General features: G+C 66.3%; 8 protein-coding genes and 2 CRISPR repeat arrays. Of the genes, 3 read left to right on the top strand and 5 right to left on the bottom strand.

Annotated elements, in window-relative coordinates:
* Window positions 1-367: 367 nt before the first annotated feature.
* Window positions 368-1,036 (top strand): HNH endonuclease family protein, encoded by a 669-nt coding sequence (locus IF22_RS0111400; RefSeq protein WP_030331037.1) that lies wholly within the window; start codon window positions 368-370, stop codon window positions 1,034-1,036.
* Between the two features lie 642 nt (window positions 1,037-1,678).
* Here the strand turns inward: IF22_RS0111400 and IF22_RS0111395 are convergent.
* The 5 genes from IF22_RS0111395 to IF22_RS33005 form a co-directional block, all read right to left on the bottom strand.
* Complete coding sequence (locus tag IF22_RS0111395; protein WP_036411177.1) at window positions 1,679-4,768, bottom strand: helicase-related protein; 3,090 nt, start codon at window positions 4,766-4,768, stop codon at window positions 1,679-1,681.
* Entirely contained in the window at window positions 4,765-6,516 is a 1,752-nt protein-coding gene (locus IF22_RS0111390; RefSeq protein WP_156057455.1) for a phospholipase D family protein, read from the bottom strand. The genes IF22_RS0111395 and IF22_RS0111390 overlap by 4 nt, the downstream gene beginning before the upstream one ends.
* The gene (locus IF22_RS0111385) at window positions 6,503-7,732 is read right to left on the bottom strand and encodes a DUF6361 family protein (protein WP_036411175.1); all 1,230 of its coding nucleotides are present in this window, start codon (window positions 7,730-7,732) and stop codon (window positions 6,503-6,505) included. Before IF22_RS0111385 ends, IF22_RS0111390 begins: the two co-directional genes overlap by 14 nt.
* 13 nt (window positions 7,733-7,745) lie before the next feature.
* On the bottom strand, window positions 7,746-8,501 hold the full coding sequence (locus tag IF22_RS0111380) for a DUF429 domain-containing protein (RefSeq protein ID WP_030331029.1): 756 nt from the start codon (window positions 8,499-8,501) through the stop codon (window positions 7,746-7,748).
* Between the two features lie 323 nt (window positions 8,502-8,824).
* Window positions 8,825-9,585: direct repeats of the CRISPR family, unit length 28 nt; unit sequence GGATCACCCCCGCGTGCGCGGGGAGCAG.
* 92 nt (window positions 9,586-9,677) lie between these two features.
* A CRISPR array of direct repeats spans window positions 9,678-10,133; the repeat unit is 28 nt; unit sequence GGATCACCCCCGCGTGCGCGGGGAGCAG.
* Window positions 10,134-11,168: 1,035 nt separating this feature from the next.
* Window positions 11,169-12,004 (bottom strand): IS5 family transposase gene (locus IF22_RS33005; protein ID WP_245233603.1). Its coding sequence is split into 2 segments (ribosomal slippage): window positions 11,169-11,773 and window positions 11,773-12,004, totalling 837 coding nucleotides; the frame shifts between segments, so codons are not numbered across the junction.
* Between the two features lie 385 nt (window positions 12,005-12,389).
* On the opposite strand from IF22_RS33005, the gene IF22_RS0111370 reads away from it, so the two are divergent.
* Window positions 12,390-15,170 (top strand): LamG-like jellyroll fold domain-containing protein, encoded by a 2,781-nt coding sequence (locus IF22_RS0111370; RefSeq protein WP_051708348.1) that lies wholly within the window; start codon window positions 12,390-12,392, stop codon window positions 15,168-15,170.
* A gap of 199 nt (window positions 15,171-15,369) precedes the next feature.
* Entirely contained in the window at window positions 15,370-22,146 is a 6,777-nt protein-coding gene (locus IF22_RS0111365) for a polymorphic toxin-type HINT domain-containing protein (protein ID WP_030331025.1), read from the top strand.
* Window position 22,147 lies beyond the last annotated feature (1 nt).

Genomic DNA, 22,147 nt, shown 5'->3' with positions numbered 1-22,147 from the left:
GCGGCGTTAGAGATCAACTTCGCGATTTTTGTTCACTAGGTTCCGCAAGATCATTCCACTCGGTCTCGTTTGGCGTGGGGCTATCTAGGCGAGCGAGCCTGGCGACAGCCTAGCGGGTAAGGCTTGTGTGATACGACGAGCGAGCGCTGCATTGCCTGGCTGAGGGTAGGGGTCGGACCATGTGCCGACGGAACGCGCAATGAGAGGCATGGGTGGAATACCCGACCCCCAGCCCACACCCTCGAACCAGTGACGTTCAAGCTCATCGAAGTTTCGTAACTGCTTCCCCACCTCTTCACAAGCAGGCACATAGATGTACATGATCGTCGGAGACGGTTGCCGTCCACCCAGTTCCGAGGAGGCCCTCATGCGGGTAGTCCGACTCTCCGCCCGTTTCCCACGCGTCACGCGCCACGCCGGCGCAGCCGTCCTCGCCGCCGTCGCCTGCGTGGTTGGCGTCAGCGCGCAGCCGGCGTCGGCCGCACCTCCCGGTATCCCGTCCAAGGCAACGGCCCAATCGCAGCTCAACGCCCTGACCGTGGCAACCCAAGGCTCGACCAGCGGCTACTCAAGGGATCTGTTCCCGCACTGGATCACGATCAGCGGTAGCTGCAACACCCGTGAGCAGGTCCTCAAGCGCGACGGCACCTCTGTCGTTGTCGACAGCTCCTGCGCGGCCACCTCCGGCCGCTGGTACAGCCCGTACGACGGCGCGACCTGGACGGCGGCCTCCGACGTCGACATCGACCACGTCGTCCCCTTGGCCGAGGCTTGGCGCTCCGGTGCCAACTCCTGGACGACCAGCCGTCGGCAGAGCTTCGCCAACGACCTGAGCCGCCCGCAGCTGATCGCAGTGACGGACAACGTCAACCAGTCCAAGGGCGACCAGGACCCCTCCACCTGGCAGCCGCCGCTGTCGTCGTACCGGTGCACCTACAGCAAGATGTGGATCACCGTGAAGCACAGCTGGGGCCTGACCCTGCAGTCGTCGGAGAAGTCCGCCCTGCAGAGCATGCTCAACAACTGCAGCTCGTGACCAGACCCCCAGCGCCCTGCGATTCGCAGTTCTAGTGGTTCACGTCCGCAAGCTGAGTCTTGTGCCTGTCGCGTTGACCGGGGCCCGATCGTCTGCGGCACGTGGTCTGCTGCGTCCTGAGCAATTAACGCTTGGACCACGGTCGTCGGTATTCAGCAGGTGCCGCACGTCGGATCGTGGATGGACTCCGAGGTGCGATCAGGTCGGGCCGGGGATTGGTCCCGGCGGAAGGCGTATGTCCGCGGTCGTTAGCACCTGGCCCTTGCTTCTGCGCATCGGCGAGGCTGAGATAGCAACGCTGGCGCCGAAAGCCGGCGATCCGGTACGTCAGCACCGCCACGGAGAATCATCCGCGTGCGCAGGGAGTACGCCGCTCGAACGGCAAGGCAGTCCGGTACGAGATCACCCCGTCGGCGCGCTGGAGCAGTCCACCGCGCCGTCGGTCCTGAGATCATCCCCGCGTGCGCGGGCAGCAGATCCTCGGCACCGGCCGACGCAACGCCCTCCCGGGATCACCCCGCGAGGATGGGAGCAGGGCCGGGCCCACGTTGAGCCGTTGAAATCCCCTCGTCCGTGGGGAGCAGCCTTCTTGACCTGCGGCGTTAGAGATCGACTCTACGATAGTCCACTTTGAATGCGGATCTACGGCTGGTTTCCATCAGGCTTGGGCCGTAGATCGAGGACCTCAGGCATATCGGTCTCGCCGATCGGCCGCTGTAGAAGCAGCAGCAGGTCTTCCTGTCGTGGCTGACCGAAAGCGAGTCGGTACCTCACCAGGTCCGCCTTGAGTCGGTCGAACCGCGCCTGGTCGCGACTGAGCGGGTAGGGCAGAACATGCCGCTCGACTTTTGCTTCCCCCGGGAACACCCAGTACGGCGCGAAGTCGCCGAGCCCTCCGGACTCTGCTCGGGCGGCGTCGTACAGGGCTTTCCAGACATCCGGCTCTGAAGAGCGCAGTGCGTCGGCCCGGTGTGCCGCGGCGACGTTTCGCCGTACGGCGTGGCCGCCGAAGCGGTGCACCCGCCCCTCACGTTGCTCGAAGTCGACGGGGTTGGCAGGTGTGTTCCAGTGCACGACGGCCGAGCACCACTGGTGAAAATCGATGCCTTCCTGGCCGGCGCTTGTGGTGGCAACGATGAACGGCCAGAAGGGACTGTTGAAAGAGCGCCGCACGACCACCTTGCGGTCGACCTGAGATTGCTCCTCGCCGCGCCCGCCGTACCGCAGGGCGAAGCGCCCGGGCAGCTTGATTGGCCGCTGCGGGTTGTGCGGGTCGAAGGCTTCATACGTCGACTGTCGGCTGGCCATCGCCTGCCGCGCCTCGTCGGCGATCTTCCATAGCTCGTCGTCGTCGAGCAGGGTGTCCGAGGCCGCGCTGCGCAACGTGTGCAGGTGTTCGTCGAGAACGGCCTGCAGCCCGCCGGCGGCGCAGTATCGCAGCACCGCCTGCCAGTAGACCTTGCCCATTGCCAGGTGATCGAGGAGTTGTGCCGACTCCGGCCGGTTGAAGAGGGAGCGCAGTCCGTTGGCGAGGAGCGCAGCGGCGCGCCAGTGTCCTGATGGGGTGACCTGGCTTCCCGGCTCGATCAGCCGGGACAGCGCACGCCAGGCGACGTTGCCGGGACCGTGCAATGCGATGGCCGTGATGCTGTCCATCAGCCCGTCCAGTTGGTCCTCTGTCGGGTAGACAGCGTGGTGAGCCAAGTCGAGGGCTCGGGCCACGTGCCCGTCTAGACCCGTGGCCGGTCCCTCGTCCGCGGAGGACCCGAGGGCGGTAGCGGGATCCTCAATGCCGGGATCGGCGCCGGGCCATTGGAAGAGCAGCTCCCACGGCTCGGCCGGACCTGTCAGCGCCGGCGTCGCATCAGCGGATGTGTGAGCGCGGAGCAGTTCGCGGACGTCTCGCTCGAAGGCGTCGAGGGGCGCAGTGTCGTTTGGTCGCTGTCGAGCTAGTGCTAGTGGGTCGCACACCTCGGCCAGGGCGGGATGGGGCCAGAAGAGCGCGAGGACGCTCATTGCCGCCGGGCGGCCGTTTTCGAGGCGGTAGTCGAGGTGCCGGTGTCCCTCTCCGGCGGCGCCCAGTCGGCGTTCGGCCTCGTAGCTGAGCAGGCCTGCCACTGCGGTGGGCGTGGCGTTCCAGGATGAGAACAGCAGCCGCTTGGTGATGCCGTCGTCTGCTGCGGTCGCGAACGGCTCGCCGAGCGCGTAGTAGGGGAGCGATGGTGGCAGCCACAGGAGTTGCCACCAGCCTCGGTCGACGGTGTCGGCGGCGAGCTGCCGCAGCCGGCTGTTGCCAAGGTCGACCGGCTCGCGTCGGCGGATCGTCCCGGCATTAAGCAACTGCGCGGGGGCCAGTAGTGCTGGTATCTCTGAGTCTGCCTGGTCATCGAGCGCCGCGCGGACCTTGGTGCCGAGCTGGTAGCCGTCGAGGAAGTTCAGGAAGTACGGTGCGGACTTCCAGTATTCGACGGTCATGGGAGCGCCGACGGACTTGGCAATCTTGCGCATCGCCACGTAGCTGCGCATGTCCTGCGGGTGGAGGTCGTCGGCCAGGGTGATGTGCTCGCGCAGCATCCCATCTTGCCCGAGTAGGGGTCGCTCGGTGCGGCACATGACCGGTAGCAGCAGGTCGCGCAGCCAGCCGCGCAGGTCCGCGCACGGCTCGCCGCGGACCAGAGCTTCCCGGTACGCCTCGAACGCCTTCGCCACATCGGCATGCCAGGACATGTCGTCGTTGAGGAAGCGCAGTACCTGTCGGAAGTCGCTGTAGTGGTCCTCGCCGGCAACTGCCTCTTCGGCGAAGGTGAACGGCTTGTACGGGGTGGCGGACAGCAACAAGACCCGTGCGTCCTGGTAGTCGAACAAGTGGCGGGCGAGCTCGGCGCCCTCGCCGCCGTTCGGGTCGAGTAGCTCCCGGAAACGCTGGAACTCGTCGAGGATGATCAAGTCTGGTTCGAGGACCTCGACGCCCGCAGTGGCCAGCGCCGTACGAAGATCCCCGGTAAGCCTCCGGGCGCTCTCCCGTAGTGCGTCTGGCAGCTTCGGACGCCGGCCGATGCCGTCGAGCAGTGCGTTGAATCTGTCGAGGAGTCCCTGCTGCCGGGCCCGGCGCAGAAACTCCCTGGTAATCGTGGGATCGATCTTTCCGCCAAGGTTCTCCCACAGCCGGTCGCACTGGTCTTCGAAACGCTCGGGGTTCGCTACGCCGGCCTGCAACGCGCGCAGTGCGGCCCGGGTACGCCAGCCGTTCCACGAGCCCGCCTGTCGAAGGATCAAGAACAGCAGTGCGCGTTCCTCCGCCGTTCCGGTGCGCCAGCCTTGGTCGAAGGAGGTGCCGGGGGTGAAGGCGACCAGGTTGATTGGTTTGCCGGCGGCACCCGTGGCGGCGTTGAGCTTGTCCGTGTGCTTGGCGAGCAGGGTGAGCCGGCTGGACAGTGTGACGGTCTCGTCGGGAGTGACCCGCAGCCGGCCGATGTTCTGCCGCGCCACATCCTGGTTGGAGCAGACATAGATGACGTCGACCCGCTCGACGCTGTCGTCGTCCTGCAGCCGCTGCAGGGTCTGGGCGATCACGCCGCGGGCGACCACACTTTTACCGAGGCCGGTCTCGTCGGCGACCAGGAATCGGCGGGTCGGGTTGGCGCCGAAGTACCGGTCGATGACGTGCGCGACGGTGGCGCGCTGGAAGTCCTTCAAGCCGGCCATGACCGGGCCGGCGTCGTACCGGCTCATGTGCGCACCGCCTCTGTCATCGCTACCCGCGCTTGCGTGACGACCTGCCACAGCTCGGTGAAGCCGGGTGGCAGCAGTCGCTTGCCGTCGCCGCTGGCCTCGATGCGGCTGACGAGCCGGGCTAGGTCGTCGAGTTGCTGCGGCCGGTCAACGAGAGCGTTGAGGAGCAGTTCGAAAATCCCAGTTCCGCTGGTACGCCATGCGCCGCCCGCTTCAGCGCCACCGCTAACCAACGCGGCGGCATCAGTGCCGAGGCCGAGCATCAGAAGCAGGAACCGTAGGAACTTCTCTGGCGTGTCGATCTGCTGGGCGATGACGTGATCGAGGCGGTGCAGGGGATCGCCGACCAGGGTGGCGAGGACGACTGCTTGTTCCCGACCGCTGCCGTTCTCAGCGGAAACGATGATGAACGGGGTGATGTCGACCAGCGCAAGCTCGGTGAACACGGCGTCGACCGGCTGTCCCGACGCGAGCACGGTCGCCTCACCGCGACGAGTGTGCAGCTGCGCGGTGATCCGTACGCCCGGCACTTCGGGCACAGTGTCTTGGGAGGTCACCCGGAGCCGGTAGCTGTCTGCCTCGGGCATGACGGTAGCTAGCAGCGGGGTCGCCGCGAGGTCGCGGACCAGATTGCGGAGGCGGTCCGCTTCGGGATCCAGTTCGGCGGCGTTCTGGCGTTCGTAGGGTTCGAGGATCTCGCGAAGCGCTGCCTTCGGGCCAAGGAGAGCGTCGATACCCCACTGAGCACGGCCACCTACCAGCTCGACCAACAGCTCGACGTTGCCGTCGAACGCCGCGCCTGTGGCATTTGCGGAGCCGAGGAAAACCCGCGCCTGATGGCCCTTCTCCACCACGTACACCTTTGCGTGCAGCCCGCTGAGTACTTCCTGGCCTGACAGCGATTCCTCAGCTGGCAAACCGGCCAAGGCGTTCACAACGAACGTCTCGGAACCGGCCAGGCTCTCTTCGGGCAGGCAGTCGAGAGTTTCCTGCCGGCTCACCAACGCCAGCTTGCCGCTCGGTGCGCACCGGTCCAGACCCTCGGGGGTGCAGAACGGGGAAATGACCAGGTGACGTGTGCCGGCGAAGTCCACTGGCGGAGTACGAGGAACTCCTAGCGCATGGAAAAACATCTCCCGGGCGCCGTCGGGGTACTCCCACGCGGCGCGACGTAGATCCTCGCTTAGCGCTTCGACCGCCGCCTGCCGATCCGGCGGTAGGGGCGCGACCGCGAGTCGCAGCGTGTGTTGCAGCAGGTCGAACAAGGGTCTGTTACCCGCCACCCGGCGGGTGCCTGGGTAGCCTTCGAGGCGCAGGCACACGTCCCAGCTGCGGTCCTTGGTCAGGTTGCGACTGAGCACCAGCAGCCGCAGCGACGTCTCCCCGGTCGCTTCGTCCTCAAAACGCAGCGCCCACAGCTTCGGGTGGAACAGCCGACCCGGCCTGGGCCGGCGCACCTGATGCACCATCGGCTCGACAAACGCCAGCAGCGCCGACTTGGTCGGTGGAACCGCGATCTGCCCGGCCTGGCAGAACACGTCGATCCGGTCGGCGCACTGCCGTACGCCCTCCATTACCGCGATGGGGTCGGTCGTCTCGCGTAAGCCGTGTGCGGCGAAGGCCAGCGGGGCGACCAGCAGACTCTCCAGATCCAGGGTGAAGGTCAACGCGACGGCGCGGGACAGCCGCATACCCGGTGGCGGGCGCAAGGCATCGAGCAGCAGCGAACGAGAGTCAGGCGCGAGCATTCGCAGCCTCCGAGTCAGCGGCACAGCCCTCGTGGATGTCGACGAGGATCCGGCGGACTTGAGGCCATCGAGACACCAGCCGTCGGCTGCCGGAGGCGCCACTCCACGTACGCAGCAGCTTGTCGTTGATTAACCGTGACTGCCCCTTCTTCACGGTCCGCTCCCGTTCGGCCACGAGATTGCGCAAGCTCTGGTCCGCGGCGGCCGCTGCCGCGGCTCCGCTTGCGACTGCATCGAGCCAGCGGTCAATGAACCGGCGCGCAGCGACGTTCGACGCTATCCGCGGATTCCTCTCGATCAACCGGTCCCACATGCCCGACCGAGCCCAGCCCTTGAGGCCTTGCTCCGCCGACACGCGCTGGTTCCAGCGCGACAGCTTGCCTCGGTACCTGTCCACCGGCGCCTCACGCTCGGTCAGACCGGTCTCCTCGTACCGCTCCGCCACGAGGAGGTTGTACAGCAACGCCGCGCCGTGGATCGCCAGTGAGAACAGTGCCGCGTCTCGTACCAGCGAGCCGATCGGCTCCGGCGCGGTCAGCCCCGCAGGCTCCTCCCATGGTGCGTCGCTGTCCCAACCGGGTCGATGCTCGGGCTCAAGGAGGTACGCCAACAATGTGCCGGGCGCCGCAGTGAGGATGCGCTCTCGCAGCCAACGGCCCTCATCCGGCGTCAGCCTCAATCCACCCTCAACCTCGTCTGGAAACTTCGACGGTCGGGCCGGCAGCGTTGGGTGCCAGATCCCGCTCGCTCGCTCCGTCAGCTCATCGGCGTCGGCCAGTCCGGCCACTCGGCGGTTCGATGCGCCCTCATCGTCACCAGTGCGGATGCCGTACTCGAGCAACGCCGCCGCATAGATGCTCGACGGCAGCGTCTGTACCCCGACACCAGCCCGGCGACCGATCACGCCCTCCGTGTCGTCGCCTTTCAGTAGCGCGGCGATCACCTTTCGTTCGGTGCGGTCCACCTGCGCAGTGAGACGGTCACCGTGCAGTCCACGGCGCTGCGCCTCCTGGTAGCACCACGGCACGATCAGTAGGTACCGCGCCCGGGCCTGCAAAACGGAGGTGCCCGGGAAAAGTAAGTCGCTGAACGCGTCCCGGACCTGGCCGATGCCCAGCTCGACTCGGCTCTCCGTGTCGCTGAAGAGCTTGAGTAATTCCCGCATCCGATGTTGATCGTCGCGGGAACTGTCCAGCCAGCTCAGTCCTGAAGCCATGGTTACCTTCCGGTTACGCCGCTGCCAAGCCGAGCAGGCCGGCGAGAGGGTAGGTAGGCAGAGCGATCCATCCCTCGGAACGCGCGGCTGAGCGCTGCTCGTCATCCGGCCTGCTCGCCTTGCCTGTCGCTGCGGCTCGGGCAACCAACGATGCGACCACCGCGTCGAACGCGTCATGGCTGCGCCGCACCAACGCCTCGAACGCTCCAAGCTTCAGCCAGGGCGCGGCCCCACACAATGCGGTTACGAGTTCGGAATGCTGGACCTGCTGACGGCGCCCCTTGTAACCGCGGTGCGCGAAGCCCCAACGGCTCAGGGCCGCTGCCGGGTACACCTCGACGATCTTGCCGTCGCCGCAACGATCGACATCCTGACCATCGGCGGCGAGCATCGCCAGCAAACCGGCGCAGCGGAAGGCGGCGTGCCCGATGCGGTCCGCGGCCACGCTGAGGGGGATGATTCCGGTCTCCTTGCGCACCACTTCGTCAGTCTGGCGATAGGCCAAGTGACGCCGCCAAGGTCCGCCCTCGCCGTCAGGGGGCCTCACATGGCCGACCTGGTGGGTCGTGACGAGGGCGACGAACGGCTCCGGCCAACCGAGCGGGCAATCCAACCCGGTCTTGTCCGCGTGCCGGCTCGCTTCGACGATCCGAGCGTCACTGATGTCGAGAGCTATCTCCCGCACCACTGCCCGGCCTGGTAGCCACTCGATCGCGGCCGTCGCCGTATGTTCGTCTGCGGCTGCGAGGTCAACGCCGAGGGTTAACACTTCACCACTTTAGGTACCGCTGGAGTCGGCGGTCATGATCCGATCGATGGTCGTTGGAAGCCGTTCAGCCGTATATCAGTACCAGCATGGCTACGCGCCGGTTCTTTGTTTGCTATGGCCGTCGGATGCGATCGCTGGCGATGAAGATGACTGGCAATAAGCCGACGCTTCCACTTTGTTCTGCTTCGCAGATGAGGGCTTCGGGTTTATCCCCGCGTCCGCGGGGAGCAGCGGCTCCGACCCACAGCCACTCCGGCTTACGGATCGCCCCCGCGTGCGTGGGAGCAGGACGTGAGCACCACCGGGCGGGCGTCACCCCCCGGGGATCACCCCCGCGTGCGCGGGGAGCAGCCCTCGAACCGGATGTGCTTGGCGGCGATCATCGGATCACCCCCGCGTGCGCGGGGAGCAGAGATCTACCGGTTAACAGCCGGCCGCTCTGCCCGGATCACCCCCGCGTGCGCGGGGAGCAGGCTGTGCCGCTCATCCTCGGGACGTCGACGAAGGGATCACCCCCGCGTGCGCGGGGAGCAGGGCCTGTACGACGGCCTGTCCATCGGCGTCGACGGATCACCCCCGCGTGCGCGGGGAGCAGGGCACCTTCCCGGGCACGCTCCCAAAGGTGACCGGATCACCCCCGCGTGTGCGGGGAGCAGGAGCCGATCAACCTGAACGCACGGCGCTGGTTCGGATCACCCCCGCGTGCGCGGGGAGCAGTTCGGTCAGCAGCGCCTCGTAGAGCGCGTCGCGGGATCACCCCCGCGTGCGCGGGGAGCAGCGCCCGGTGGTGTCCTCGGCCGCCGCGAGCGCCGGATCACCCCCGCGTGCGCGGGGAGCAGGGCCTGCTGGCCGGCGATCCGGGGTGCGGTCAGGGATCACCCCCGCGTGCGCGGGGGAGCAGATAGGTGCGGCTGGTCGTCGACACTCCGACGTAGGATCACCCCCGCGTGCGCAGGGGGCAGGGCTGCACCTCTGCTCCGAGCAGCGCGATTGCCGGATCACCCCCGCGTGCGCGGGGAGCAGTCATTCGATGTGTTGTGAATGGCAATGCCGTATGGATCACCCCCGCGTGCGCGGGGAGCAGGGGTTGGAGCTGGCCCACTGGACGCCGTCGACCGGATCACCCCGCGTGCGCGGGGAGCAGCCGTTGGTCAAGACGATGGTCTGCACCTCGGCCGGATCACCCCCGCGTGCGCGGGGAGCAGAAAGTGAGCGTCGATCCACAGCGACGCGTCGCGGGATCACCCCCGCGTGCGCGGGGAGCAGGCGTACGAACCCGGGCGCGCGTCGTACGGGTCAGGATCACCCCCGCGTGCGCGGGGAGCAGGTGGTGGCGGGCAGGCGAAGCGGACCACCGACGGGATCACCCCCGCGTGCGCGGGGAGCAGCTCGGCAGCAACGGCGGCGACACCCGGGAGTCCGGATCACCCCCGCGTGCGCGGGGAGCAGGGGTCGGACGTAAACGCCCTTGCCGGGTCGGCCGGATCACCCCCGCGTGCGCGGGGAGCAGGCCGTGAGCGGGCCCCTGGACGCGATCCGCGAAGGATCACCCCCGCGTGCGCGGGGAGCAGTCGCCGCCTTCCGACCAAGCCGGCCCAGCAGACGGATCACCCCCGCGTGCGCGGGGAGCAGGTCTTCTTGACCTGGGGCGTTAAAGATCGACTTCGCGGTTTTTGTTCACTAGGTTCCGCAAGATCATCCCATTCGGGCTCGGTTCCGGTTCGTGTAACGAGGTATCTGGACGTCAGGGCGTTCGGCCACAGCGTAGTTGGTGAGGCTCAAGCGAGACGACCAGCGTCGTCTGCCGGCTGAGCGCCGTAGGTCCGAGCTCGCACCTACGAGCGATCAGTGGGCCCACAGGCGCGATGTGAGGGACGAAATCGCTCTACACCAGCGCATCGAGGTGTTGCCTGACAGGCGGTTGCGAGAGCCGTCGGTGGAGACATGCCGACTCCCGGCAGGGCAGGTGCGACCGCCCGAATCGGATGATCTGGAGAAGTAGTCCAGTCGGTCATCGACCCGGGGCAAGCCGAGCAGCTCGCCACTATGGGTGGCTGCAAGGCAGGACGGAAAGTCCTAGAGGCCCATTCCTGCCGTACAGGGCTCGGGCTTTGTGGTCACCCGCCATCAATATTGTCCTAGGACGCCGTGCGGGAAGTGCGGTCCGCCATATCTTCCTGGACTCGACGTCAGCGCGGACTCTTGACTGACCGCCGTAACCACTTCGGTAACGGATCGAGGTCCGCGGCGGAGGAGTGGCTGACACGAGTCGGCAGAGGGCATCATTAGGGGATGCGGTTCTGTCCGCATTGGAGGACCTATCAGCCTGTTCCGACACGCCGTGACAGAATCGTTGTAAAACTGGGGGTCAAGGGGTCGTCGGTTCGAATCCGGCCGTCCCGACTAACATCCGGTAACGGATGATCTTTCTCGGCGGTAACGGCGTGGATGGTTGGCCGTCGGCGCGCGTGCTGTAGATCGCTCTGGCCTGCCGCTTCGTCGGCGTACTGGATGGAGCGGCAGTTTGGTTCTTGATTCCGCGTCAAGTGCTACAGCTGCCGCCAGATGTCGCTTCGTCGGTCGGCTGGAACCAGATTTGGGCACGGTGAGCTCAACATGGGTCGTCCTGCGGCTGCCGCCTGCCTAAGAGCGCGTTTCACATTGCTGTCAGTCGGGTGTGTTGAAGGTGAGGCGTTGTTGGCGGGTGGCGGGTTCGCCGCGGGCGAGGCGGCGGAGCATGCCGCCGAGGGCGGCCCATCGGATCATGGCCTCTGACGTTGCGCGGTGGGTTTCGTAGTCGCGGGCCAGGCGGCGGTGGGCGGTGATCCAGGCCAGGGTTCGCTCGACGACCCAGCGGCGAGGGTGAACGACGAACCCTCGTTGGTCGGCGGGTTTGCGGACGATCTCGACGGTGGTGCGCAGCAGGTCGCGGGCCCAGTCGACGAGGCGACCGGCGAAGCCGGTGTCGGCGAAGACGTGCCGGATCGGGGTGGTTGCGTAGGTGGCGAGCAGGGCGCCTTTGGCTCCGTCGCGGTCCTGCCACGAGGCGGCGAGGACCCAGACGGTGACCAGGAGGCCGAGGGTGTCGGTGACGATGAACCGTTTCCGGCCGTTGGTCTTCTTGCCAGCGTCGTAGCCGCGGAAGTCGCGCGGCACGGTGTCGGCGCCTATGACGCTCTGCGAGTCGATGATGCCCGCCGTCGGCTCGGGCTCGCGGCCGTGAGTCACCCGGATCTGCTCGCGTAGTTCGGTCAGGATCCGCTCGGTCACACCCGGTCGTTGAGGCGGGTGAAGTGGGCGTACACGGTTTGCCGCGGCGGGAAGTCGACCGGCAGGTACCGCCACGCGCAGCCGGTGCGCACCACGTACAAGATGGCGTCGATGACGGCCCGGCGGGGATGCTTCTCGGGTCTGCCCATCCACTGCGGAGACGGCAGCATCGGCTGGATGATCTCCCACTCGGCGTCGGTCAGGTCAGAGGGGTACCGCCGCACTCGATCCATACCCGTCTACCGACCGAGTCACCCTCATCGATCGGACCTGCTGTGCGACACACCCGACCAACCCACAAACCAAACGCGCTCTAAGGAAGCAAGGGCTGCTGCCACCCACTGCGGACGAGACGATCAGGTGCTACGACGAGCTGAACAGCAGCGGATGCGGAACGAGTCACTGTAGGTGAGGCTGCTGCCGGACAGGTGTCCTACTGTCCCTTTGATCCTTTCAAGTTGTGATTGATCTTTACAGGCGATTGTCAGGGCTCCTACAGTTCGGCCACTCATTGGGTGTGATCAACGGGGGCCTTGGGTGGTTGCTGCATGTCTCCGCTTCGGAGCTGAGCCGCGTAGGCGCGGCAGGCATTGGGGCGGGCTCGGATCGTTCGCCGCTGTGCTGCTGTCGGTGAGCCTTGGCGCGGTGGTGCCGCTGATAGCGACGCCGGATCAGGCCGCTGCGGCCCCGGCGGATTGCGCGACGTTGGTTCGTGAGGATGTCCGGGCGGCGGCGCTGCTCGCTGCCGAGTGTGACGAGAGCGTTGAGGTGCTCGGCGAGCGCTCTGAGACCACGCAGGTGTTCGTCGACGCGTCAGGTGTGGGGCGGTTGGAGTCGGCGGTGGTGCCGCAACGGGTGCATCGCAAGGACGGCACGTGGGCGGATATTGATCTGGCGCTGCGACCTGTGTCTGGTGGACTCGCGCCGGTGGCCTCGACGGCGGACATGACGTTCTCCGGTGGTGGTACAGGCGCGCTGGTGACCTGGCGGGAAGGCGCTGCCACGTTCGAGCTGAGCTGGCCGGGATCGCTGCCTGTGCCCCGGGTGAGTGGGGCGACGGCGATCTACGACGATGTTCTGCCGGGGGTGAATTTGCACGTCACGGCGGATCGGGCTGGGTTCCGGCATGTGTTGGAGGTGTTGACGCCGCAGGCGGCGACTAATCCGGCGTTGCGGCAGGTTCGCTACGGCCTGGGCGGCGACATGAGGGTCACCCGCGCGGTCGACGGCGGTCTGAGTCTGGCGGACGCGTCGGGTGAGGAGTTACTGCAGGCGTCGCCGGCAGTGATGTGGGATTCGTCGATCTCGACGCCCACACCCGGCCTGCAGGAACGGGTGGCAAGCCCAGAGGACACAGGTCAGGCAGGGACCGGCACTGAGGTGCCAGTACCGTCCGATCTGGTCTCGACCGCGCAGCGTCCGGGAGTACTGGCTGCGTCAGCTCCGGTAGAGGTGGCGGTTTCCGGCAGCGACCTGACGCTGACGCCTGACCCGAACATGATGGCTGCGTCGCCGGCGGCGTTCCCGCTGTTCATCGATCCGGCCTTCAGCAAACTGCGGTCGAAGTGGGCGTATGCGAGTAGTAACGGGGAGAACAACGACACCAGCTCCGCGCGGGTGGGACTGAGTCCGGAGTCGGGTGCCCGTTACCGCTCGTTTTTCAGCTTCGACACCTCCGCGATGAGTGACACAACGGTGTTGACCGCCAAGGTCCTGATGAAGCTGGATCACTCCTCGTCGTGTGAACCAACCTGGGTGCACCTGTACCGCACCGGGAGTTGGACGGCGTCCAGCGGCAACCGGCTGGCCTGGTCCTCGTATCCTCTTGGATCATCGGCCACCTGGTTGGACTCCTGGGAGGGCAACGCCAACGAAGCGGGCGGGTGCGGGTCGCAGCAGCAGAACTCCGACGCGGTATTCGAAGGCGGCACCCTTCTGCAGGACGTGCAGGCGCAAGTGGGCAGCAGCAACTCCTACTGGGTGGGCCTGTGCGCCTGCAACCAGGAAGATGAATGGGAGAGCGCTCAAGACCGGTGGAAGAAGTTCTTCACCGACAGGACGTACCTGGTGGCCACGTTCGACGTGAAGCCGAACCCGCCTGTGGGCTTGGCGTTCACTACCACGACGGACTGCTACCGGCAGTGCGCGTCACCCGCGGTGCTGCGTAGTTTCACCCCGACCTTGCGGGCACAGGTGCAGGACCGCTTCGGCGGTGTGTTGGGGACCGCGTTCGAGATCCGGACCTCGGCGAGCCTGACAGGGACGATCGCGGTCAGCAGCACCACGATGCCCTTCGCCTCCGTGACAACGGTAGGTAATGCCACGGGCGTCGCTACGTCGAAGGTGCCGGCTGGGTCGCTGGTGGCCGGGGTCACCTACTACTGGCACGCGACGAGCATGGATGAAGCCGGGCTGTGGAGTGGATGGGGTTCCTGGTACAGCTTCACGATCGACAACACCCCGCCGACGGTGTCGAACGTGACCTCTACCCAGTATCCGTTCAAGTCGTGGGGTGCCACGCCGGGCACGGCGGGAACGTTCGCGTTCACGGCCGCCGGCGCCGCGGAGTACACCTGGGACATCGATGGCGGAAGCGCGACCACCACCACGTCGGCGTCGGCGACCTACACCCCGGCCACTGACATGGTCCACACACTTCATGTGAAGGCGAAGGACAGCGCTGGCAACACCAGCAGCACGTACGACTACCAGTTCTGGGTCTCTCCCGTCCCTAACGCGTACTCGCACTGGACGTTCGACGAGACGGACCCGGCGAAGACTGCGGCGGACACCGGAAGCGGCTTCAGCGCGCGCAATCCTGGGACGCTCACCGGCGGTGCGCACTTCGTGCCTGGTTATCTGAAGAACGCGTTGCACGTGTCCGGTGCGGTCGGGGACGGCGCGGTGACGAGCGGGCCGGTACTGGACACGACGAAGAGCTTCACTGTCATGGCATGGGTACGTCCGGGCAGCCTGTCGGCGCGCCCCCTGCAGACGTTCCTTACCCAGGACGGGTCCTGGATGTCGCGGTTCCAGCTGCAGTACCGCCAAGACGCCAACGGCGGCCGGGGCGGCTGGTGCTTCACGCTGTCGAGCGCGGACGCTACCGGCGCCAGCAAGACCATCTCCTGCGCGGGCCAGAACGTCGGTATCCCGACCAACGGTGAGTGGGCCCACGTGGCCGGCCGCTACGACCGGGTCACCGGCAAGATGCGCGTCTACGTGATGGGCGACCCGAACTCCTGCGCAGGCGAGGTCACCGAGGCAACCGCGCCGCCCTCCTGGTCGGCCACTGCCCCGTTCAGGATCGGGCACGACTTCAGCGGCGACATCGACGACGTGCGCGCCTATCAGAGAGTCCTGTCGGACTCGGAGATCTGTCAACAAGCTTCGCAGTAACCAGCTAAAGGCCGCCACGGCCCGGAGAGACGCCGGCCGTGGCGGCGCAGCAACAAGGCGGGTGGCGGTGCCACCCACCGCAGGGCTTGGCAAGACACCGGCCAACGCCGGTCGACTCTGTCGTCTGTACCGCATGGGGAGCGTTCTGGTGAGTGGAACTGGTTCCGGTCGAGCGCGAGTGGCCTTCTTCAATCGGCGGCTGTGGCGATCGGCGTTGCTCGCCAGCGGTCTGTCGATCGCCGTGCTGGCCAGCGGGCTGGGGCAACCAGCACAGCGAGCTGAGGCCGCACCGAAGTGGACGGCGCCGACGCCGAAGGAAGCCACCGGTGTGGTGGTACGTGACGCGGTACCCGGCAAGAGCCGCTCCACGCATGCCGCGTCGAGCGTGACGACCAAGGCCAAGAAAATCACCTGGCCTTCCGGCACCGCTACGGCCGACCTCAGCCAGGCGCAGGCAGCCGCGGCCAAGGCTGCCAGTACTCGAGCGGGTCTTACCGGCCCGGTGCGCGCCCGCGCCGGGGCGCTGCCGGTGACGATATCTCCGCCTGCCGAGGGCTTCAGCAAGAGTGCCGCTGCAAGCGTCGACGCGGTCAAGGTGACCGTGCACAACCGATCGACAACGGAGAAGGCCGGTGTGCAAGGCCTTCTGGTTTCGGTCGAAGGTGCCGACGGCGCATCGGCGGCAGGACGCACCGGTCTGCAGATCGACTACGCCGGTTTCGCCGACGCCTATGGCGGCGACTGGGCTTCCCGGCTGCGGTTGGTGGCACTACCCGCGTGTGCACTGACCACCCCTGAAATGTCGTCGTGTCAGAAACGCAGCGCCCTGCGGACGGTCAACGACACTCCGGACAGCCTCCTGTCGACCGACATCGCCCTTACCGGCAGCAGCCCCATGCTGCTCGCCGCCGAAGCCGGTGCCTCCGGCGACAGCGGCGATTACACCGCAACCAGCCTGTCCCCGGCGGGCCAGTGGCAGGTATCGACCCAGAGCGGCGACTTCTCGTGGTCCCACCCGTTGAGGATGCCGCCGGCGCTCGGCGGTCCCGCTCCCAATGTCAGCTTCTCCTACTCCTCCGGCAGCATCGACGGCAAGACCGCGCTGACCAACAACCAGGGCTCCTGGATCGGTGACGGCTGGGACTCCTGGCCCGGCTTCATCGAACGCACATACCGGTCGTGCGCTGACGACAACCCCAACCACAAGACCGGGGACCAGTGCTGGTTCACGGACAACGCGACCCTGTCACTCAACGGCCACGCCAGTGAGCTGATCAAGGACGGGGCAGTGTGGCGGCTGCGCAACGACGACGGCACCAAGATTGAGAAGCTCGCGAGTTCCGCGCGGGGCAACGGCGACAACGACAACGAGTACTGGAAGGTCACCACCACCGACGGGACCCAGTACTTCTTCGGCTACCACAAGCTACCCAACTGGGTCAGCGGAAACCCGGTCACCGACTCGGTGTGGACCGTCCCGGTCAACGGCAACAACTCTGGCGAGCCCTGCTACGACGCCACCTTCGTCAACGCCTTCTGCACGCAGGCGTGGCGGTGGAACCTCGACTACGTCGTGGACCCGAACTCCAACACCATGGCCTACTTCTACGGCAAGGAGAGCGGCGCCTACGCCAAGGACAACGACCCCGCCAAGCGCACCACCTACGACCGCGGCGGCTACCTCAAGCGCATTGAGTACGGCATGCGCAAGGACGCCGAGTACGCCCAGGCCGCGCCGCTGCGAGTGGTGTTCGACACCGCCGAGCGGTGCCTGTCGAACTGCTGGACGGGCGCGGCATGGACCTCCGACCCGGTGAACGCGCAATGGTTCGACACCCCGTGGGACCAGTACTGCAACTCTGGTGACCAATGCACCGAACAAGGCGCCCCGACCTACTGGACCGCCCGCCGGCTCAAGAAGGTCACCACCCAGGTGCGCAACGGCACGTCCACCTACGCAGACGTGGAATCGTGGTCGCTGCGGCACGAGTTCATCAACGCCGGCACCGGCGAGTCCACCCCGATGTGGCTGCGGGGCATCACCCGCACCGGCCACGTCACCACCGCCGGCGGCGCCGCCGTCTCCGACCCGGAAATCACCTTCGACACCGGCGCCCAACCGCTGCCCAACCGGGTTGACGGACCCTCCGACCAGCGCTCGGATCTGAATCGCTGGCGAATCAAGACCGTACACACCGAGAGCGGCGGCGACGTCATCGTCAGCTACTCCGGACCAGACTGCACCCGCACGACCCTGCCTTCACCGGCCAGCAACACCAAGCGGTGCATGCCCTCCTACTACGCGCCCGAAGGCCAGGAACTGAGCCTGGACTGGTTCCACAAGTACGTCGTCACCCGCATCGACCTTGATGACACCGTCACCGACCAGCCAACCGAGGTCACCGAGTACGCCTACGACAACCCCGCCTGGGCCTACAACAACGATGAGCTGACCAAGGACAAGTACCGCACCTGGAGCGACTGGCGCGGCTACGGCAAAGTCGTTGTCTATCACGGCGACCCGGCCGGGCAGCAGACCGCCGTCGAGCACCGCTACCTGCGCGGCTTGGACGGTGACAAGGCCGCAGACGGTGTCAAAGACGTATGGGTCAGCGACACCTGGGGTGGCACGGTCGAAGACCACGAAGCGTTGCAGGGCTTCGAGCTGCAAGCCATCACCTACAACGGTCGAGGCGGCGCGGAAACCTCTTCCACGCGCAACGATCCGTGGATCAACGGGCCGACCGCTACCCGTAACCGAGAAGGCATCACCACCCGGGCGTGGATGACCAACACCGATATCACCCGCACACGCACCGCTCGGGCCGTCGGCGGCCACCTTTACACCAAAACCATTGTCAGCTTCAACACCGACGGCCTCACCACCGCCGTCGAAGACCAGGGCGACGAGTCCACCACCGCGGACGACACCTGCACCCGCACCACCTACGCCCGCAACGACAGCACCTGGATGATCGACAAGGTCTCACAAAGCGAAACCCTGTCCATCCGCTGTGCCGGCGCTCCGAACCCTGCGGAACCGTCGACCGTCCTCAATCGGTCGCGCACCTTCTTCGACACCTACGTCGACGACAGCTCCTTCGGGCAGGCACCCACCCGCGGCAACGTCGTCCGCACCGAGCAGCTGGAGAAGTTCAGCGGCACCACCCCGGTCTACACCCGGCTCTCGAGCAGCACCTACGACGCCAACGGTCGACTCCAATCGGTCACCGATCCGCGCGGCTACACCACGACCACTGGCTACACGACGGCCAACGGCGGGTTGGTCACCCAGACCGTGGTGACCAACCCCAAGAGCCATACGGTCACGACGGCCATCGCACCGGCTTGGGGATCCGCGACCAAGGTCACCGACCCCAACGGCGCTGTCACCAACCTCACCTACGACGGGCTCGGCCGGCTCACCAACGCCTGGGTACCCGGCCGCGACAGTGCCACGCAGACCGCCAGCGCAAAATTCACCTACAAGCTGCGCCGCAGTGGCGCCCCATCAGCGGTCACCACCGAAATCCTCCTGCCAACCGGCACGGCGTACCGCAAATCGGTGAACCTCTACGACGGGTTCCTACGACTGCGACAAAACCAGCTCCAGGCAACCGTCGGCGGGCGAACGATCACCGACAACCGAACCAACAGCCTCGGCGCCACCGACTGGACCTCCGCCCCCTACTCGGACAGCACCAACGCCGCCGTCAACGACACGGCCCTCGCGCAACCACAGGGCCAGATCCCCTCCATCACTACCTACGCCTACGACGGCGCAGGGCGGCAGGTCGCGCAGATTCTGCTCGCCAACGGCGCGGAAAAGTGGCGCACCACCACCGCATACGGCGGCGACCGGGTCAACACCACCCCACCGGCCGGCGGCACCGCCACCACCACCATCACCGACGCCCAAGGCCGCACCACCGCCCTGAGGCAGTACAAGAACCCCGCCGACGTCGGCAGCGACGACACGACCAAATTCGACCAGACCACCTACACCTACACCCTGCTCGGACAGACCAAGACCCTCACAGACGCGACCGGCGCCAACGTCTGGTCCTACACCTACGACCTGCGCGGCCGCCAGATCAAGGCCGTCGACCCCGACAAGGGCACCACCGAGACCACCTACGACGTCGCCGGCAACATCGCAACCACCAAGATTCAAGTCGGCACCGGCACGGGCACCGCCACCACGGCCTACACCTACGACGAGCTCGGCCGCAAGATCAGCATGCGCGACGACTCCGTCACCGGCGCTCTGCGTAGCAACTGGGTGTACGACACCAGGGCCAACGGCAAGGGCAAGATCTCGTCCGCCTCACGCTTCGCCAACGGCAACCGCTACGACTCCCGAATCGATGAATACGACGCCTACGGTCGACCCACCGTCACGTCCGTCGTGCTGCCCGCCAGCGAGTCCACCCTGTGCGCCGCCGCCACCCCCAACACCTGCACCTACACCACCACGACCAGCTACCGGGCAAACGGCCAGCCCTACCAGGTCACCATGCCCGCCGCCGCCGACCTGCCCTCAGAGAAGCTGACGTTCGGCTACACCGACGTCGGCGACCCAGGAACCCTCCTGTCGGCCTCCCAGATCTACGTCTACTCCGTCATCTACGACAAGCTCGGCCAGCTGACCCAGCGGCAACTCGGCGCGTACGGCTCACGCGTCGCCGTCACCTCAACCATCGACGAACCCACCCGCCGCCTCACGAGCACCAACGTCGTACCCGAACTCAAGGCCGAAGCGGCCAATTACAACTACCGCTACGACCCCGCGGGCAACATCACCGAGATCCACGACACCCCCGTCGGCGGCGTCGCCGACAACCAGTGCTTCACCCTCGACTACCTGCGTCGCCTGACCGAGGCGTGGTCCCCGGAAAGCGGTAGCTGCACCACGAAACCCACCGCCTGGACGCAGGTCGACGGCTCCGCCTACCCGTACTGGCGCACCTGGACCCTGAGCCCCGACGGAAACCGCAAGACCGACATCCGGCACGGCAGCACCAACGCCACCTTCACCTACACCTACCCAGCCCCTGGCGCGGCCCGACCGCACGCCGTCACCAGTGTCAGCGCCAGCGGCGCTAGCACTTGGACCCGCGGCTACACCTACGACAACGCTGGCAACACCAAAACTCGACCCACCACCACCGGCGCCACACAAACCCTCACCTGGGACCGCGAAGGGAAGGTCCTGAGCTCCACTGACTCCACCACGACCAGCTATATCTACGACGCCGACGGCAATCGACTCGTCCGAACCGACGCCACCGGCAAAACCCTCTACCTCCCCGACGGCACCGAAGTCCGCTACACCACCAGCGGCACCACCAAAAAAGCCACCCGCTACTACACCCACGCCGGCCAAACCATCGCCATCCGCACCGCCACCGGCCTGAACTGGATCACCAGCGACCACCACGGCACCGCCGAACTCACCATCAACGCCACCACCCTCGCCGTAGCCAAACGCCGCATGACCCCCTACGGCGAACAACGAGGCGCCACCATCGGCACCTGGGCAGCCGGTATGGACAAGGGCTTCGTTGGCGGCACCCAAGACCCCACCGGCCTCACCCACCTCGGCGCCAGAGAATACGACCCCTCCATCGGTCGATTCATCAGCGTCGACCCCCTAATGGACCTCACCGACCCCCAACACTGGAGCGGCTACTCCTACGCCAACAACAACCCCGTCACCCTCTCCGACCCCAGCGGACTCGACCCCGGGGGCGGTCAAGCCTGCGACAACGGCCATTGCTCGGACACCTGGGGAGCGCCTACACCCGGCAATACAACCTCGCCCCCTCCTTCAAGTCCCCACACCGACACGAGCATCGCGGCGACGCACAAGGACGCAGGGGAAGCCCGCCAAGAAGCGAAAGAGGCCTTCCTGGCGACCTTCACCGAAAGGCACTATGTCTGCGCAGGCTACCTCGGTAAAAACTGCGAAATGATGCGGAACCTCGTCCAAGGCAATCGGATGGACCCCGACCAGGCGACCATCGAAGTCCTTTGTGGCGGCGACAGCATGTGCATCACGCAGTACTACTCCAGCGGCGGCGACCTCGAAGCGCTCCTCACCATCATCGGATTTCTCCCCGTCGTCGGTGAGCCGGCCGACGGCCTCAGCGCGGCCATCGCCCTCTCACGCGGAGACTGGAAAGGCGCCGCACTATCCGCCGCTGCGATGCTACCCATTATCGGAGAAGCCGCAGGCGCGAAGAGGCTCGCCAACCTTGCAGCGAAGGCCTGCAGCTTCTCCGCCGAGACAAAGGTCCTCCTCGCCGACGGCACCACGAAACCAATCAGCGAGATCACCCCAGGCGACGAGGTTCTTGCTACCGACCCCGAAACCGGGGAAGAAGGCCCGCGGATCGTAACGCACGTCTGGGTACACGACGACCAACTCGTCGCACTCAAACTCGCCGACGGCACAAGCATCACCACCACGGAAGACCACCCGTTCTGGAACGCAACGGACAAGCAATGGCAGCAAAGCCAACAGCTAGACCACGGAGATAGTCTCTACACGGGCACCGGCAAGCGACTCCCTGCCAACGGGATAGACTGGACGACCGCCCACCGAGCAAGCGCCTACAACCTCACAGTCGATGATATTCACACGTACTATGTGTTGGCTGGCACGACTCCTGTACTTGTGCATAACACTGGGTGTTGGTCGACGACGGCCGAAACGGCTAGTGGCCTCGCCGGGAGATATAAGCCGGGCCAGTCCACGCGGGATCCGGCGTCTCAGTGGTACCACGAGTATCTGAGCAACGACGAACTCCTGGACGGGATCAACAACGCTCCAATGGGTGATGGAATCGTCGTTTCGCGTAACGGCACGATCCTTGGCGGTCATCACCGTTGGGACGAGCTCCAAACACGGATTCAAGACGGGCGCATTGACCCAAACACCGAAATCAAGATCCAGGTACGCGACGGAGAGTAGT

Origin of the sequence: Micromonospora parva, assembly GCF_000718515.1 — a bacterium.
Lineage (GTDB): Bacteria > Actinomycetota > Actinomycetes > Mycobacteriales > Micromonosporaceae > Micromonospora > Micromonospora parva.
The sequence above is the reverse complement of the archived record's forward strand: the minus strand, read 5'-3'. Positions and strand labels throughout refer to the sequence as shown.

What these genes read in the sequence shown, in the direction of transcription:
- IF22_RS0111395 (WP_036411177.1), bottom strand. Translation starts at nt 4,768, where the DNA reads ATGAGCCGGTACGACGCCGGCCCGGTCATGGCCGGCTTGAAGGACTTC.
- IF22_RS0111390 (WP_156057455.1), bottom strand. Translation starts at nt 6,516, where the DNA reads ATGCTCGCGCCTGACTCTCGTTCGCTGCTGCTCGATGCCTTGCGCCCG.
- IF22_RS0111385 (WP_036411175.1), bottom strand. Translation starts at nt 7,732, where the DNA reads ATGGCTTCAGGACTGAGCTGGCTGGACAGTTCCCGCGACGATCAACAT.
- IF22_RS0111400 (WP_030331037.1), top strand. Translation starts at nt 368, where the DNA reads ATGCGGGTAGTCCGACTCTCCGCCCGTTTCCCACGCGTCACGCGCCAC.